Annotated in this window: 14 protein-coding genes; 4 read left to right on the forward strand and 10 right to left on the reverse strand. The window is 39.9% G+C overall.

Features of this window, described 5'->3' with window-relative positions; all coding sequences use genetic code 11:
• Positions 1 to 44: 44 nt before the first annotated feature.
• On the reverse strand, positions 45 to 1,436 hold the full coding sequence (locus QVH07_RS09735) for an SLC13 family permease (protein WP_289999985.1): 1,392 nt from the start codon (positions 1,434 to 1,436) through the stop codon (positions 45 to 47).
• A gap of 137 nt (positions 1,437 to 1,573) precedes the next feature.
• Complete coding sequence (locus QVH07_RS09740) at positions 1,574 to 3,241, reverse strand: formate--tetrahydrofolate ligase (RefSeq protein WP_289999986.1); 1,668 nt, start codon at positions 3,239 to 3,241, stop codon at positions 1,574 to 1,576.
• A gap of 349 nt (positions 3,242 to 3,590) precedes the next feature.
• Between QVH07_RS09740 and QVH07_RS09745 the strand changes: the two genes are divergently transcribed.
• Positions 3,591 to 3,929: a hypothetical protein gene (locus tag QVH07_RS09745; protein ID WP_289999988.1), complete on the forward strand. Its 339-nt coding sequence runs from the start codon at positions 3,591 to 3,593 to the stop codon at positions 3,927 to 3,929.
• 196 nt (positions 3,930 to 4,125) lie between these two features.
• Positions 4,126 to 4,821, forward strand: a complete 696-nt coding sequence (locus QVH07_RS09750; RefSeq protein WP_289999989.1) for a hypothetical protein — start codon at positions 4,126 to 4,128, stop codon at positions 4,819 to 4,821.
• Positions 4,822 to 4,872: 51 nt separating this feature from the next.
• On the opposite strand, the gene QVH07_RS09755 is transcribed toward QVH07_RS09750, so the two are convergent.
• Both QVH07_RS09755 and QVH07_RS09760 read right to left on the reverse strand, forming a co-directional pair.
• A complete protein-coding gene (locus tag QVH07_RS09755; protein WP_289999991.1) occupies positions 4,873 to 5,367 on the reverse strand; it encodes a DUF427 domain-containing protein in 495 nt (164 codons plus the stop codon).
• Positions 5,368 to 5,406: 39 nt separating this feature from the next.
• Positions 5,407 to 6,216 carry a lysophospholipid acyltransferase family protein gene (locus QVH07_RS09760; RefSeq protein ID WP_289999993.1) on the reverse strand — a complete coding sequence of 270 codons (810 nt, stop codon included), beginning with the start codon at positions 6,214 to 6,216 and terminating at the stop codon, positions 5,407 to 5,409.
• A 147-nt stretch (positions 6,217 to 6,363) separates the two neighbouring features.
• Here QVH07_RS09760 and QVH07_RS09765 point away from each other — a divergent pair, with 147 nt between their 5' ends.
• Positions 6,364 to 7,140 (forward strand): SDR family NAD(P)-dependent oxidoreductase, encoded by a 777-nt coding sequence (locus QVH07_RS09765; RefSeq protein ID WP_289999995.1) that lies wholly within the window; start codon positions 6,364 to 6,366, stop codon positions 7,138 to 7,140.
• A 139-nt stretch (positions 7,141 to 7,279) separates the two neighbouring features.
• On the opposite strand, the gene madM is transcribed toward QVH07_RS09765, so the two are convergent.
• The 6 genes from madM to QVH07_RS09795 form a co-directional block, all read right to left on the reverse strand.
• Positions 7,280 to 8,023, reverse strand: a complete 744-nt coding sequence (gene madM, locus QVH07_RS09770) for a malonate transporter subunit MadM (RefSeq protein WP_289999996.1) — start codon at positions 8,021 to 8,023, stop codon at positions 7,280 to 7,282.
• A complete protein-coding gene (gene madL, locus QVH07_RS09775) occupies positions 8,023 to 8,394 on the reverse strand; it encodes a malonate transporter subunit MadL (protein WP_289999998.1) in 372 nt (123 codons plus the stop codon). Before madL ends, madM begins: the two co-directional genes overlap by 1 nt.
• Positions 8,391 to 9,875, reverse strand: coding sequence for an acyl-CoA synthetase (locus QVH07_RS09780; RefSeq protein WP_290000000.1), 1,485 nt, complete (start codon positions 9,873 to 9,875; stop codon positions 8,391 to 8,393). Before QVH07_RS09780 ends, madL begins: the two co-directional genes overlap by 4 nt.
• 98 nt (positions 9,876 to 9,973) lie before the next feature.
• Positions 9,974 to 12,187, reverse strand: a complete 2,214-nt coding sequence (locus QVH07_RS09785) for a DUF5916 domain-containing protein (protein ID WP_290000002.1) — start codon at positions 12,185 to 12,187, stop codon at positions 9,974 to 9,976.
• A gap of 1 nt (position 12,188) precedes the next feature.
• Positions 12,189 to 13,190 (reverse strand): CobW family GTP-binding protein, encoded by a 1,002-nt coding sequence (locus QVH07_RS09790; protein ID WP_290000003.1) that lies wholly within the window; start codon positions 13,188 to 13,190, stop codon positions 12,189 to 12,191.
• Entirely contained in the window at positions 13,190 to 13,594 is a 405-nt protein-coding gene (locus QVH07_RS09795) for a MerC domain-containing protein (RefSeq protein WP_290000004.1), read from the reverse strand. Before QVH07_RS09795 ends, QVH07_RS09790 begins: the two co-directional genes overlap by 1 nt.
• 203 nt (positions 13,595 to 13,797) lie before the next feature.
• Here QVH07_RS09795 and QVH07_RS09800 point away from each other — a divergent pair, with 203 nt between their 5' ends.
• Positions 13,798 to 15,831, forward strand: coding sequence for a glutamine--tRNA ligase/YqeY domain fusion protein (locus QVH07_RS09800; RefSeq protein WP_290000005.1), 2,034 nt, complete (start codon positions 13,798 to 13,800; stop codon positions 15,829 to 15,831).
• The last annotated feature ends 55 nt before the right edge of the window (positions 15,832 to 15,886 follow it).

The following is a 15,886-nucleotide window of genomic DNA, read 5'->3' on the forward strand; positions in this document are numbered from 1 at the left end:
GACAAAATCAGCTTCAAAGCATTTATATCTATCGTTTTTTGAATTTAATAAATCAGGAACACAAGGAAAATAATTGAAACGATCCCCACTAAAGCGACCAGTGCCCCAAGAGGCCTGAATTCTTTTATTTCTAAATCTCCAGTCGAAAAAACAATGGAATTTGGTGGTGTTGAAATTGGTAAAAACATAGCTGTTGAGCAACAGAGAGCCACTACTAAGCTCGATTCAATTGGATATAAATAAAGCATGCCAGAGGCTATCGGAATAAGAATTCCGGCGGCAGCGGTGTTGCTCATGAGGTTAGAGGTCACTGAGGCAATAACTCCCAAAGCGATAAATAATAATAACCCTGAGCTTTCTGCCGGAAAGACAGAAACCAATAAATCCACTAATTCTGTTTCTCTGATGATATCTCCTAAAATCAATCCTCCAACAATCAATATCAATGTGTCCCAAGGGATTTTTCTGATATCCTCTGAGTTGAGAATTCCGGTGATTGTAAGTGCAACAATGGGCAAAAATGCGATCACTGAAACAGGGATTCCATGAAGGCTTGAGGTAGTCCAAAGGAATACAGTTACTCCAAAAGTGATGGTGACTACCGAAAAAGGGAATGAACGCTTTTTAATAGATATTTTCGTCGGGAGTTCTACTGCCTTCTTGTCCGAAGGATATTTTTTCATAAGAAAAACCCAGGAAACAAAAGATAGAAAGACACTCAGTGGAATACCTACAATCATCCAATCAAGAAAAGTGAAATCAATCCCACTTTCTGCCATATTTCCCACGGCAATAGCATTGGGCGCAGATCCTATAATAGTTCCCATTCCACAAACTGTGGCACTCGCTGCAATTCCTAACAACAAAGCTTTTCTAAAAGGGTCTTTATCCTCAAGGTTCCTTAAGAGAGGTTGTATCACAGAGAGCATCATGACGGCAGTAGCGGTATTGGAAATAAACATACTAAGCAAGCCAGTAGTAAACATGACACCAAGCAATACCAAGGAGGGTTTGGTACCAAAGCGTGAAATAACTAATTGGGAAAAGTAAAGATCGAACTTAGTTTTCTTAGCCCCCTCCGCAAGCATAAAGCCTCCCAGAAAAAGCCACATTACTGGGCCTGACCACTGACTGATATAAATTTGCCAGTCTGGATTGACCGTATAAAGATGACCATCATCAAGGAGATAAATGGAATACCCCATGATCAAAAAACTCACAGCAAATACCGGAATAGCTTCAGTAATCCAGAGAAATGAAGCAGCCAGAAGAATAAAAAGAGCCCTACCCTGCGTTTCGTAGGCTTCGAAATTGAAAATGTATCGTGTGATCAAAAAAGCCAAAAGCAGCGAAGCAAAAAAAAGGATCACTTTTGGCTGGGTAGACCACTTTTTATGCACATAATATCGCAAGGCTGCAATCCGCGAATCATTCATAGGCTAGATAAATAGAGTTCAATAGGCACAGTGAATATCCTTTTTAAATTTTAAACACTAGGGTAAAACTTGAACATAAATGAAATTTGATAAAAAATTAACTTTCCATTCATCCAAAAACCGATTTTAAAAAATTATCAAAACAAACCGATCACCTCCCCATTCTCATCTATGTCTATTCCTTCAGACGCGGGGTGTGCAGGAAGTCCAGGCATCCTCATCATATCCCCAACAATCGGAACTAAAAATCCAGCTCCAGCTGCGATTTCTATTTCACGGATGGTTATTGAAAAGTTTTCAGGTCTTCCTAGAAGGTTTGGATCTCCTGAAAATGATTTTTGAGTTTTTGCCATACAAATCGGTAGTCCCTCTAGTCCTAACTTTTCTATTCGCTTAAGTTGAGCTTTTGATTTCACAGAATAATCAACATACTTAGCTCCGTAAATTTCACGGGCAATAGTTTTGATCTTTTCGGTTAAAGGAGAATTCCAATCATAAAGTGGTTTAAAAACTGAGGGCTCAGATTCTACAGATTGTATTAGTTTTCTTGCCAAATCAAGACCGCCTTCTCCTCCCTTTTCCCATATATCTGCAACGGCTACCTGAATATCGTTCTCCTGGGCATATTCTTCAATAATTTTTATTTCTTCATCTGTATCAGATATGAATTTATTGATCGCAATAATTGGCCTAATCTTAAATTTTTGGATGTTCTCTACATGCTTTTGAAGATTTTCAAGGCCTTTCTTCACGGCTTTAACGTTCGATTCAGTGAGGTTTTTTAGATCAACACCGCCATGATATTTTATTGCCCTTATCGTAGCAGTGAGTACTACTGCTTTTGGTTTTAGTCCAGATGATTGGCACTTGATATTAAAGAACTTTTCTCCACCAAGATCAAAGCCGAATCCGGCCTCTGTTACAGTAAATTCTGAAAAGGTCATCCCCATTTTAGTCGCCAACACAGTGTTGGTTCCCTGGGCAATATTCGCAAAAGGTCCTGCATGAATAATAGCAGGGTTCCCTTCTAGGGTTTGTACTAGATTGGGTTTGATCGCATCTTTTAGCAAGACTGTCATAGCTCCTTCTGCCTTCAAATCCCTCGCATAAATAGGTTGACCCTCAAAAGTGTAACCGATAAAAATATTCCCCAAGCGCCTTTTCAAATCCTCTAAACCGGAAGAAAGACACAAAATGGCCATGATTTCAGAAGCTGCCGTGATGTCAAAACCTGTTTCCCTCGGTACACCGGATGCAGTGCCACCTAGGCCGATCAATACTTTTCTTAGGGACCGATCATTTAAGTCCACTACCCTTTTCCAAACAACAGTTCTTCCATCAATACCCAATGAATTACTTTTACTCTGGATATTATTATCAATGATTGCTGCCAAAAGATTGTGGGCTTTTTCAATGGCGGAAAAATCACCGGTAAAGTGAAGGTTAATATCCTCCATCGGGATCACTTGGGAATACCCCCCTCCTGTTGCACCTCCTTTTATTCCAAATACAGGACCTAATGAAGGTTCACGAAGTACTACCGTAGTTTTCTTACCTAGCCTGTTTAATGCTTCAGATAATCCAATAGACATGGTCGTTTTACCTTCTCCAGCCGGCGTAGGCGAAATAGCAGTGACCAAAATAAGGTTACTCCTTTCAAGTTTTTTTTCATCAATTAAATGAAGTGGCAGCTTTGCTTTGTATTTACCATACATTTCAATCTCTTCCGGATCCACACCCAGTTTTTGAGCTATTTCTTGGATGGGTTTTAGGCTATGTTTTTTAGCAATTTCAAGATCTGTCATGATTCGAGTGATTATTGGAAAATGTGAGCCAAACGCAGAATTTACGATCAGGAATTTTCTCGACTTTTCCAATCGATTTTATGTTTACCTGAAATAGTACATTCAATATTGTTTTGGCCAAAGAAAGCATAAAATTAAACCTGGACTAATTGAGGAATATGAGATCCAGAATTTTTGTTAGTTCAATTTGGGAGTGATGCCAGACCATTTCAAGCTTTTAGAAAACTATTTTGAAAACCTAGACTAACGCAAATCTATCTTTAAGCTAAAACACGGATTTATTCCCCTAAACTATTTCATTTTATAATTCTTTTTATTCATTTTTCTCCCCTCAAAACAAGCCGACAATATGAGTACACAGAAATTAAGGGTGATCCAAGACTACGAAAAGCTGAGCCCTGAAATTCAAGAACAAATTAAGCTGGTATATCCTCAGGGATACAGTCAGCATCTTATTCGTTTTACGAATGCCAAAGGCGAGTATGTGAGTGCATTGCCATTCGAGACTTTCGAAAAAATCTACATGGTGAGAATGTCGTCTGAGAAAGCGAGCAGATTGATCGAGGAAGATGACGACTATGATGTAGATGGAAACTTACGTGAAGATGTTCGTGAGCAATACGAGGATGAACACTCCGATGTAGAATACCTCGGTGAAAACGACAATTACGAGGAGGAAGAAGATTGATTGAATGGTTTTGAGGGTAAAGCCTCATAAACTAGAAAAGGGAATCAACATTTTGAGACTGACCGTTTTGGTCTTTGAACGTAAATTACCTTTCATCTTTTTAATTACTTTTATTGTGTTTGACATATCAAAAAGACACTGGTTCTTATTATTTCTTTTGTTATGGATTTGCTTTCAGATTAAAGGGCAAAATGAGATGATGCTGGATAGTGAATTCAGGGGCTCTTCAGATTCTTACAAGGTCAAAAGAAAAGGTGTCAAGGTTGTAGGCCGATATGAGTTTGGGCCCTACAGAATTTTAAATGGAAGTAGTGGAATATATAAAGAAAAGGGAAGCTCCAACTTTTGGACTGGCGATGCAGTGAAAGAGGCAAAATTCTCTTCAAATTTCATTTTTCAAGGTGTTCTATATGATTCCATTTTGGTCAACACCGCTACAACGTCAGTGATTGCAATAGATGAAAAGGAGAGTTTTGCTTTGAGATCTCTTTTCGGTTGGTCTGAAGCAGAAATAACTCGAAAAGAAGTGTTTCTCGTAGACATGGTTTTCTCAGATGAATCCACAAACTGGACCCTCATAATGTCATATACTTCATCTGGAGAAGAAAACACCACTTTACCCGGTCAAGTACCTAATGGAATCCAAGGGAAATTGGTTAATGGAGACACCCTGATCGAAATAATTCCTGAGACAAACTGGGATAATGGAAAAGCTTCTTCCGTATTAAAGCCACTTGAAGCTTATTTATTCAAAATTAATGGGGAAACTATTGGAGCTGTTCAAGTTTTCCCTATTAATAAATTAATGGTTTGGATTAAGAAGGATTTGTCGGAGAGTTTGAAAGATGTCTTAGCTACTGGTGCGGTTGCACTGATAACTAAGTCTTTTTAATAAAGGAAACTTCCTTTTTAATTCAAGCAGCCCTCCGTTGCTATAATTATGTTACCAACCCCAGGTTCCTTCGCCACCTTTAAATGGGCCAACGATATCTGAAGTAATCCAACCGCCGTAAAAGTCTCCATTCTGTGCTTGCACCTTCTCATCGTTAATAAAGCAAGCGTCAACCTTGTGCGCATAGATCGAAACTGTGTTTTTTAATTCAGGGTATCTGGAATTTGGGTTTTTATATCCCCAGGCAGCTCGCTCTGATATTTTACTTACTATTCGGATATCGTAATAATTGGCCTCTCCTTTCCATTCGCAATAAGAAGCTCCTGCCACAGGAATAAGAACTCCTTCTTTAAATGCTGAATGAGGGATGTAGTAAGTTGGAGGGTGGCTGGTTTCCAGAATTCGAAAGGAAAGATTAGTATCGAGAATTACTTCTCCAGCAAAGACAATTCGAATATGCTTATTTGATTTTTCGAGCCTGGGAGGACGGGGATAGTCCCAAACCGATTCCTGGCCTGGTTTAGGTTTTATTCGTTTTGGATGCATGGAGGTATAAGCAAATTTCGACTAGCTATGTTCAGGGACTTAATTTCTAGCCAAGGAATAAACCCGCTCTCTCAAGAAAGGAAGAATATCATTTCTTGATAAAGACTTTTGAAGGTCTTTATCTATAGGTTCTCCAATTACTGCTTTCAAAGTTTTCCCCATTTTATTCTTTACTTCATTCAGTAAGAGTCCATATCTCAGATTTAGATGGATTAGGCTTGCAATCTGGAAAAGATGTGAGTTTTGACCCTGAAAGTAAATTGGGACGACCGTAGCCTCAGTCTTTTCTATAAGCTTTACTACAAATCGCTTCCACTCGAAATCTTCAGCTTTCTTAAAAATCTTTGGAGAAGTGGACACACCACCTGCTGGAAATATGACGATGGTTCCTCCTTGCTTTAAGTATTCCATGGCCTTGTTACGGGTGGATATGTTTATTTCCATGGCTTCTTTGGTTTCACGGAAATCTACTGGTAAAAAGCAGGAATTGATGGTTTGCTCTCTGCAAAGCACTTCGTTTACCAAGGCTTTGAAATGTGGTCGAATCTGAGTAGCTATATGAGCCATGGCAATACCATCCACCACTCCAAAAGGATGATTTGCGATTAAGATCAAGGGGCCATTTTTTGGAATTCTATCTACCATCTCCCAATTGATATCTAAAGGAATATTCAAGCCTCCAAGCATATCCCCCCAAATGGTCTGTTCGGTCGGGTTTCCTTCAAGAATTTTGTTTAGTCTTTTTTCCAACTTTGCACGACCAGTGGCATATTCCAATAACTGAATCAGAGCACTCTTTAAAAATCGGTCCTCCGGAGAGCTGTAGGTTATTTTAACTGGCTTTGTCAAATTTAATCTTTGCTTTTAAGGGTAATATGGTACAAAATCTTTTACACAAGAAATATTTTTGGTTAAGGTTATATTGTCATTGTCGGGCTTGAATACCAAAATAATCCATACACCTTTGAAAAGTATTATTTACAAAACCATCAACTGATGAAAAACATAGCATTAATTACCGGAGCAAGCAGTGGAATAGGAAAAGAGCTAGCCACCATCCATGCCGAAAAAGGCGGGGATATGGTTTTGGTTGCCCGAAGGAAAGAAAAGCTCGTGGAGCTTAAGTCCGATCTGGAAACTAAGTACTCTGTATCCGTAACCATCATTTCTAAAGACCTAAGTGTCGCAGGATCCGCCACAGAGCTTTTTGAAGAAATTCAGGCTTCTGGGACGGAAATTAATTTTTTAATAAACAATGCAGGCTTTGGATTAAGAGGGTATTTCCAGGAATTGCCATGGGAAAGACAGCAACAAATGATGCAATTGAACATGATCTCTCTATCTGAATTGACTTATTTGTTTTTACCCCAAATGATGAAAAGAGGTTCAGGAAGAATTCTGAATGTATCTTCTACAGCTTCTCTTATGCCAGGACCATTGCAGGCCGTTTATTTTGCTACAAAGGCTTATGTAACTTTTCTCAGCAATGCACTGGCCGAGGAACTGAAGAATACTGGGATTACCGTAACGAACCTTATGCCTGGCGCAACAGAAACTGAATTTGCTAAGACTGCAGATATGGAGAATACAGAACTGTTCAAGAATGCTTTTTCAGCTCGAGGAGTGGCTTCGGACGGATATGAAGGAATGATGAAGGGAAAACTTGACGTGATATCTGGTGTTTCTGGAAGTCAGAAAATATTGCAGTACATGATTCCTTTTATTCCTAAAAAGACCTTATTAGCACAGGTTAAAAAAATGCAGCAAGCCTAATTCAAAATTTATTTTTGTATTGTTCATTCAGCCTCATAAATCAATTGTCCGGTTCGTTTTTCTTAGAACGCTAGCCAAACTATAGAAAGCAAAACTGCAAAACTCTTTTTAATTCTTGGACTTGGGATAAGGTGAATCTTCAAAAAACCAATCTTACGACTACAAAAAACACGGAAGGACATAGCAGCACTCCCACCCCTGTATAAAAAGTAGCAGTCATCGCTCCATAAGGAACTAGTTTTGGGTCGGTGGCAGCTAGCCCCGCTGCCACTCCTGAGGTAGTACCAATTAAGCCCCCAAAAATCATGGCAGAACCAGGGTTGTCCAGCCCGATTCTTTTGGCAACAATCGGGGTTATGATTGTAACAAAAATAGTTTTGACCACTCCCGTAGCAATGCTAATTGCAATCAGATCAGTGGACGCCCCGAGGGCTGAACCGGTAATTGGTCCAACGATATAAGTACATGCCCCAGCTCCTATGGTGGTAAGGCTAACCGGATCGGTGTATCCCATTAAATACCCTATTACTACGCCTATAAAAAAGGTAATGCTCACTCCGATAAAAAGTGAAAGAACACCAACTAATCCGGTTTTTTTAAGCTCATCAAAACTGGCCCCCATGGCGGTAGCTACCACGGTGAAGTCTCTCAACATGGAACCACCCAATAGTGCCATACCAGCGAATAACGGATAGCTGGCAATTCCTTTTTCGCCTCCAAAATAGGCAATGACCAAAGCAGCAAGAATGGCCAAAGCAACCCCTGGAATCCTATTATTAAGTACATTTCTTGAAAACCAATTGAAGAAAAGCATCAAGATTCCTACAATTAGGAAAGCAACGATCAGCCCATTCTTGGTGAAGATTTGTTCTAGTTCTACCATTAACTAATCTTTTCTCCTGATTTGGACCACTTTGTCAAAACCGGCACCAGAAAATAACAAGCCCCTGTTGCTACTATTCCCACTATGACGGCTACCCATCCGCCTGATAAGGCTGCTCTCACGTTGAGAATCATCGACATAGCAATCACTACTGGAATGTACATGCTGCCCCAAAAATAAATTCCAGCCTTACTCTCCTGGAGCATTGGATATTTTTTACCTAACCGATCATTTATGATTACGAGCAAGAGCATCCCAAAACCGACACCACCTACGTTCCCATCAATTCCTATGGCTTTTCCCAACAGCTGACCTATGACCTGCCCCAAAAGAAAGCAAAGGGCTAAAAATGCTACTCCATAAATTTTCATGAGATATCTTTAAAATCCTTCTTAAGCTCTTTTTTGACAACTTTTCCCATCGCGTTTCTGGGCAAATCTTCCAGTATTTTAATCTTCCTGGGAATTTTATAAGAAGAAAGGTTCCCTTTCATCCATTCTTTAAAAGCCTCCAAATCAATATCATCTTCATTCGGAATCAATGCTGCAGCTACGATTTCACCCCATTCTTCATCCTCGATTCCCACCACCCCGCAGTCCTTGATGGATGGATGTTTTCGAATGACTTCTTCGATCTCAAGCGCAGATAACTTATAGCCTCCTGACTTAATTATGTCAACTGAACTTCTACCTACGATTTTTAAATTGCCCTCATTCACAATCGCGATATCACCAGTTTTAAACCAGCCATCTTCTGAAAACGCATCTCTGGTCGCCTCTTCTCTCTTCCAATACTCTTTGAATACACTGGGACCTTTCACCCAAATCTCCCCATCTTCCCCGCGGCTGACCTCATTTCCCTCCTCATCTACCAGTTTTAACTCTACATTTGGCAAGGGTTTACCAATATGCCCGGGGATTCTATCTCCCTCATAGGAATTGCTCACAGCCATTCCAATTTCGGTCATTCCATATCTTTCGAGCAAAATATGCCCACTGATTGATTTCCACTTTTCTAAAACAGAAACAGGTAGCGCAGCAGATCCAGAAACCATAAGTCTCATATTTTTTAGTCCTTCGGACAAAGCCGCTTTAGTATTCTCATCACACTCTTCCCAGTATGTGATAAGTTTGTAATAGATGGTGGGTACAGCCATGAATAGATTCACCTCTTTCGAGGCAATTCTCTTGAATACCTTTTCGGCATCAAATGGCATAAACTCACAAACAGCCCCAGACCAAAGGGCACATGAAAGTACGTTTATAATCCCATGGACATGATGTAGTGGCAAAACATTAATGATATGATCTTCTTCTGTCCATTGCCAGAAATCTACTAAACAAGAAACCTGGGCTTCGATATTCGAATGGGTGGTAACCACACCTTTAGGGTTTCCTGTAGTTCCTGAGGTATATAAAATCATGGCTCTTCGACCCGATTCCACATTGGGTAAAGAGTATGGTGCACCTGCCTTTTCATTCAATCCAACCAAACGAACATTTGATCCCATTGCAAGGGATTGAACAGTATTCAGAAGCTCTTCCTGAACGATTATTTGAACCAAGCCGGTGTCCTTAAAAATGTATTCAATTGAACTGATAGGAGCTTTAGGATGAATAGGAACTGCAGTACCTCCTGCTCTCCAAACTGCCCATTGGGCTTTTACATATTCATAGCCTGGATTTACCAAAATCCCTATTGGCTGCTCATGAAGATCAACTCCATCACCCAATAGCACTTGGGCAAAGTGTGCCGAATCATGAAGCAACTGATCGTAAGTGAAAGAATTGCCATCAGATATTATGGCAATTCGATTTCGAAACTTTTGAGCTCTCTCTACTAATTTTATCATACCATGGAACGTAGAAAATTTGAGCTCTGAAGTTAGCAACTCTCCATTAAATTAATTAGCGAACTTGGAACAGGAGAATTGAGAGTTTCTGGAATGAATTAGAATTGCTTCAAAAAGGTGATTTTTCCTATAATTTGTTGTTCTCGAAAAGGGTCATCCAAATTTTCAATTCGGGTGTCATTAAAAACCAAATAAACAAATGAGAGAGGCCTATATTCCCAACTTCCCCTTATGTTCCATCTTCCCTGTTGATCAAAGCTATTGAATTGATAGAATGCAGAAATTTGTAATCTTGGATTCAAGGCAAAACGAGCACCAGCAGTCGTTAAGTAAGTTTTCAAATCCTCTTCTTCCTCTCCTAAGCTTTTGATATTATTATATTCATGATCAATAGAAATGCTTGCTTTTGGGCTAGGAGCGAATCTTAATCCACCACTGATAGTAGTTCTGCTACCATTGTAAAAATCTCCCCAATTGACATTCCCACTTACCGAGAATCTTGCACTTTGGTCTGTATTAAAGTTGACTTGCTGTCGGGTATAGTAGTACCTACCTTGTTCTATACGAATTCCTAATGGAGCAAAATCAAAATTAATATTCTGCCAAGTTGGAAAGATTGCATACTGAAAGAAGCTGCCATCGGTAAAAAAAAGATAAATCGGAAACAAATAAATACTGGCTTGTTGAAATTTTCGAGGGTCTTTGAAATCTTGGTAATAATTAAAAAATGCACCAGGGTCAAACCTTCGAATCCATGGAATATTTTTTGGTCTCCAGATGTAATACCCACCTGGATTATGCCAAATCACATTCTTTTGCCGAACAAATCCCATATCTGGATTATACTGCTCGGATACAAAACTGCTCAGCCAACCGAGATAATATTTATTCGTCGAATTTCCGGCGAAAATCCTACCTGCCAGTCCCAAGGTATCCGTAGAGTTATCTCGTGAACCTGATACCATATAGGATACAGTCCATTCATCAGTAGGTCTTATAAATCCATCTACAGTTACTGTAGTATTATTCTTTGTGTTTTCACCCAATTCATTGGAACTCATATCCATTCGATGGGTGAGCATTACTCCCACATTATTTTCATTGCCATAGTTTTGGAGGTATCGACCTACAAAAAAATTAGCACCTTGAGAATTTTCAGTTTCTGCCTGATTTATTAAAAGAGCGGCGATCGCTCGATTTTCATTTCGGTCAGTAAATCTAGTTCCGGCATTAATTCTCGCTGGAGCAGCATTAAAAGCTCCTTGCAATCCTATAGTTCTACTGAAAAAAGGAACAATATCCGTATTGCCTGCACCAGCCCAAATCCCCGAGTTTTCAAGGAAAAACTGCCTCCTTTCAGGAAAGAATATGTTAAACCTTTCAAGGTTATTCACCGCCCTATCCACATCCGCCTGAGCAAAATCAGTGTTAAATGTGAGATCAAGAACCGACCTTGGATTAATGGCCCACTTAATATCCCCACCCAATTTCACCCCATCGTCGGTGAAGTTTTGATCAGCAGATTGCACTTGGTCGGATTGATAAAGCACATAAGGTTCGACCCTGATATTTGCGCTGGGTTCTGGAAGTTCCAATCCTTCCAACTGTGCAGAATACGTCATTCTAAAAGGTGAAAAAGATTGAGGAATCGCAGGAAAAACTGTTTGTTCAAAATCTCTTCTTGCAAGTCTGGCAATAGTGATTCCCCAGGTAGGGTCCTCCCCTTCTTCAGGCCGTTGATATCGCAAAGACTTAAACGGAATGGCATATTCTATAAAGTATCCATCAGGAGTACGTTGAGTACGAACCTGCCATAAAGCATTCCAATTTGAGTCCCGGTTTGAATCATTAAAAGCCTGTAGATCACCTTGGTTTCCATACGGGGTGGTTTGAAAGGATACACCATATTGCTTTAAATTCTGGGGATCCAATTGAACCAAGAATGAATCGTTTTCCCGATAATTAAAATCCCTCCTTAGATCTTGGACTCTGACTCCCTTTTTTCCTAATGAATCTGCACAAAATGCACCTACGTAAAGATTTTTCTCATCAAAAAGAATTCTTACTTCTGTTTCATAGAGAATGTTTCCACCCTGGCGAGGTTCCATTCGAAAAAAATCAGTTATGGGTTTAGCTTTTGACCAATCACTTTCATTTAAAATACCGTCTATTTTAATGTTGCCGGAAGCCCGCTCTGCCTTGATGATTATTGGCTCACTGGGTGGTGGAAAGTTCTCGTCACCTTGTGCTAAAATATAAGTGTTGAAACAAACATGGAAAAAAGCAGTAATAACAAGCCTCGACCACCACATGTCAATCAGCGGCTATTTGTCCTTGCTCGTGTCTTTGGAACATTTTCAAAAAGACTTCTTTCCTTAGGTTTCTTCCAATAAACACTAATCTGCCTTCCCGGGATTCGTTTGATTTCCAAGGTGAACCATCCGTCGCTATAAAGGAAGTTCTGGCTGATTGTAAGATAACCCTGTTTGGATAGTTTGGGATTGCTATATAACCTTTCACCCGGTAAACCTGACTTCGGTAAAGATTTACTAGCCTATTTAGATCCAAGGAAAGACTTTCCAAATCCAAAGGTTTTGGCAAGTTGATGGTAAAAGTTGTGATCTTGTGAGAATTACTATCTACTTCATGATCAAGATGATGATGGTGCTCATGATGATGAGCGTGATCATTTGCTTTTTTCTCGATTGTTCTGGATTGAGTTGTACCAAACTCTTCAATCTTATCCATGGAAAAGGCTCCAAACTCTCCCTTCATAACTTCAGACTGAGGATTAATGCCTTTTAGGAGGTTTTCAATTTTTGAGAGATAGTTGGGGGTTACAGTGTCGGATTTATTTAAAAGTATCACGTCTGAGGCCACTATCTGGCGAAGAGCCTCATCAGTTTCTGAAAGCCAATCTTCTACTAGTCCAGCATCTACCAGGCAAATTACCTGTCTCAAATCAAAATGTGCCTCGACTCTCGGATCCTGTAAAAATGCCTGAATTATTGAGCTGGGATCTGCAATCCCTGTGGTTTCAATTACCAGCCTGTCGATTTCCTTCTTCTTTTTTGAGATAGCTTCAAGCGCTTCCAATAAACCATCTGCGAGTGAACAGCAAATACAACCAGCATTTAGCTCAACAATATCCTCTACCCCATCCACAATGATGGCACCGTCAATATTTGTTTCTCCACACTCGTTTTCAATCACCAATACCCGGTCAGGCCTAACATCCCCAATTAAATTGTTGAGAAAAGTAGTTTTTCCACTACCCAAGAAGCCAGTAATTATGTGTACTGGAATTTGATCCATTATGATTTCTTGTTTTGAATAGGTGGTAGTTGATGCGATAGGTTTTTCCAATACATATTCTGTAAATGTGAATAAATGATTACCCCCGCCCCAGCCAAGGTAAGAAATAGGCCTATGCGCTCATTCGCTACTGATTCCCCATTTAGGATTAACAGAAAACCTGCAAAAAAAAGTATAGGAACATAATGCTTTTTGTGTAACCAAAAACCCCACATGAAGGACACCCCACCAATGATTAAGGAAGAGAGAATTATAGCGGTTTCTATCCATTCCTGATCAATGGATTTAATCATAACCTCAAACCCAAGAATCATAAAAATGGGCAAGGCTAAACAATGGACCATACAAAGGACTGAGGCACAAATTCCAAACTTATCTAAGACAATTGACAATCGGTCTTTCATGAATGAGTGTTTTTTAGTGATAGTAAAGGTAAAGTCGATTTTATATAAATGCAATTAGGTTGCATTTATAATGAGGAATTCAATCAATTTCAAATGCTTTTACTTGAGCTTAATTCTTTTTCCATAAATATGAAGTGAGTAAGATGTCATTAGAGGTTGCATTTGCTTTCATTTGACTTAATTTTGAACTTCAATTTTCTGAAATGAAAGAAGCACCTGAATCACTAAATTTTCTAGAACAAATTATAGAGGAAGACCTGGCAAAAGGACTACCTCAAAACAAGCTTAGGTTTCGTTTTCCCCCTGAGCCCAACGGTTACTTACACATTGGGCATGCAGCTTCTATTTGTTTGAATTTCGGACTTGGAGAAAGATATAATGCCCCTGTAAATCTCCGTTTTGACGACACCAATCCAGCCAAAGAAGAGCAGGAATATGTGGATGCCATCAAACGAGACATTCAATGGCTTGGCTTTAATTGGGCATCAGAGTGCTATTCCTCGGATTACTTCCAGCAATTGTACGATTGGGCAGTTCATTTAATTAAAAATGACAAGGCCTATGTGGATGGGCAATCTGCTGAAACGATGGCAGAGCAAAAGGGAACACCTACATCCCCTGGGGTCCCTAGTCCATTTAGAAACCAAAGTGTGGAAGAAAATATGGACATTTTTGAAAGAATGAAAAAAGGGGAATTTCAGGCGGGTTCCTATGTGCTTCGAGCAAAGATTGACATGACTTCTTCGAACATGCTTATGCGGGACCCCATTCTCTATCGTATTGTGAATAGGCCTCACCATCGCACTGGAAGTGAATGGTGTATTTACCCTATGTATGACTGGGCACATGGCGAATCTGATTACATAGAGCAGGTTTCTCACTCACTTTGCACCCTGGAATTCAAAATGCACAGAGAGTTATACGATTGGTTTTTGGATCAGATCCACGATCCTGCTCTCCTTCGTCCAAAGCAAAGGGAATTTGCTCGTAGAAATATGAGCTACACGGTGATGAGTAAGAGAAAGCTACTTCAACTGGTTCAGGAAAAAGTGGTTTCTGGCTGGGATGACCCCAGGATGCCTACTATTTCAGGTTTAAGAAGAAGAGGTTATACTCCTGAATCCATTAGGAAGTTTTCAGAGGTTTCCGGTATCTCTAAACGTGATAGCGTTACAGATGTATCGCTTCTGGAATTTTGTATTCGCGAGGACTTAAATAAGACTGCCACTCGTGTGATGGGAGTACTTGACCCGGTAAAGCTTGTGATTACTAATTATCCTGAAGGAAAGGTGGAGATGCTGGCTATGGAAAATAACCCGGAGGAAGATAATTCAGGTACTCACGAGGTTCCTTTTTCAAGGGAGCTATATATAGAGCGTGAAGATTTTAAGGAAGAAGCTGGTAGCAAATTCTTTCGGTTGACCATTGGGAATGAGGTTCGGTTGAAGTCGGCTTACATCATCAAAGGTGAATCTGTGGTTAAGGATGAAAATGGAAACATACTTGAGATTCATTGTACGGCTGATTTAGATTCAAGGTCTGGAAGTGGTACTGAGGCGAGTCAGCGAAGAGTGAAAGGAACCTTGCATTGGGTTTCCATTCAGCATGCGATAAAAGCTGAGGTCAGGGAATATGACCGCTTGTTTCTGGACGAAGCTCCAGATGCACATGAGGATAAAAATTTCATGGAATTCATTAATCCAAACTCTTTGAATGTGGTCAGGGAAGCATATCTAGAGCCTTTTCTTGCTAATGCAAAAATGGACGATAAGTTCCAGTTTCAAAGATTGGGATACTTCACTTTAGATAAAGACTCCAGTGATAAAAATTTGATTTTTAATAAAACTGTTGGTCTTCGTGACTCCTGGGGAAAGCAATCCTCAAAACCCAATCAGCCACAAAATCAACCTAAGCAAAGCAATCAGAATCAAGGTCAAAGGAATCCTTTGAATGAAATTCAAAAAATCAGTAAAAAGTATACCAATCTGTCTGGTGATAAGCTTTCAGCTGCGAGGGAGAACATTTTGAAATTGGCTGAAAGTGTACCTTACGAAGAACTGGAGCCACTTTTTAATACAGCAGCTAAAAAAGTCGGAACCCGAATTGGTGTAACTTTGGCACTTCGGGTCCTTCTTTCAAAAGGGCAAGAAAGGAATGAAGCGATTGATGCTTTTCTTCAAAAGGCCGCTGAGGATGGAAATGAGCTTTTGAGTGAAGAGGCTAAGTCCATTTTGTAGTTGGCAGTATTCTCTTGACTTGATTGCTCCTGCAAACTGTGACTGTTAACTGCTG

This window comes from Algoriphagus sediminis (genome assembly GCF_030403435.1).
GTDB lineage: Bacteria > Bacteroidota > Bacteroidia > Cytophagales > Cyclobacteriaceae > Algoriphagus > Algoriphagus sediminis.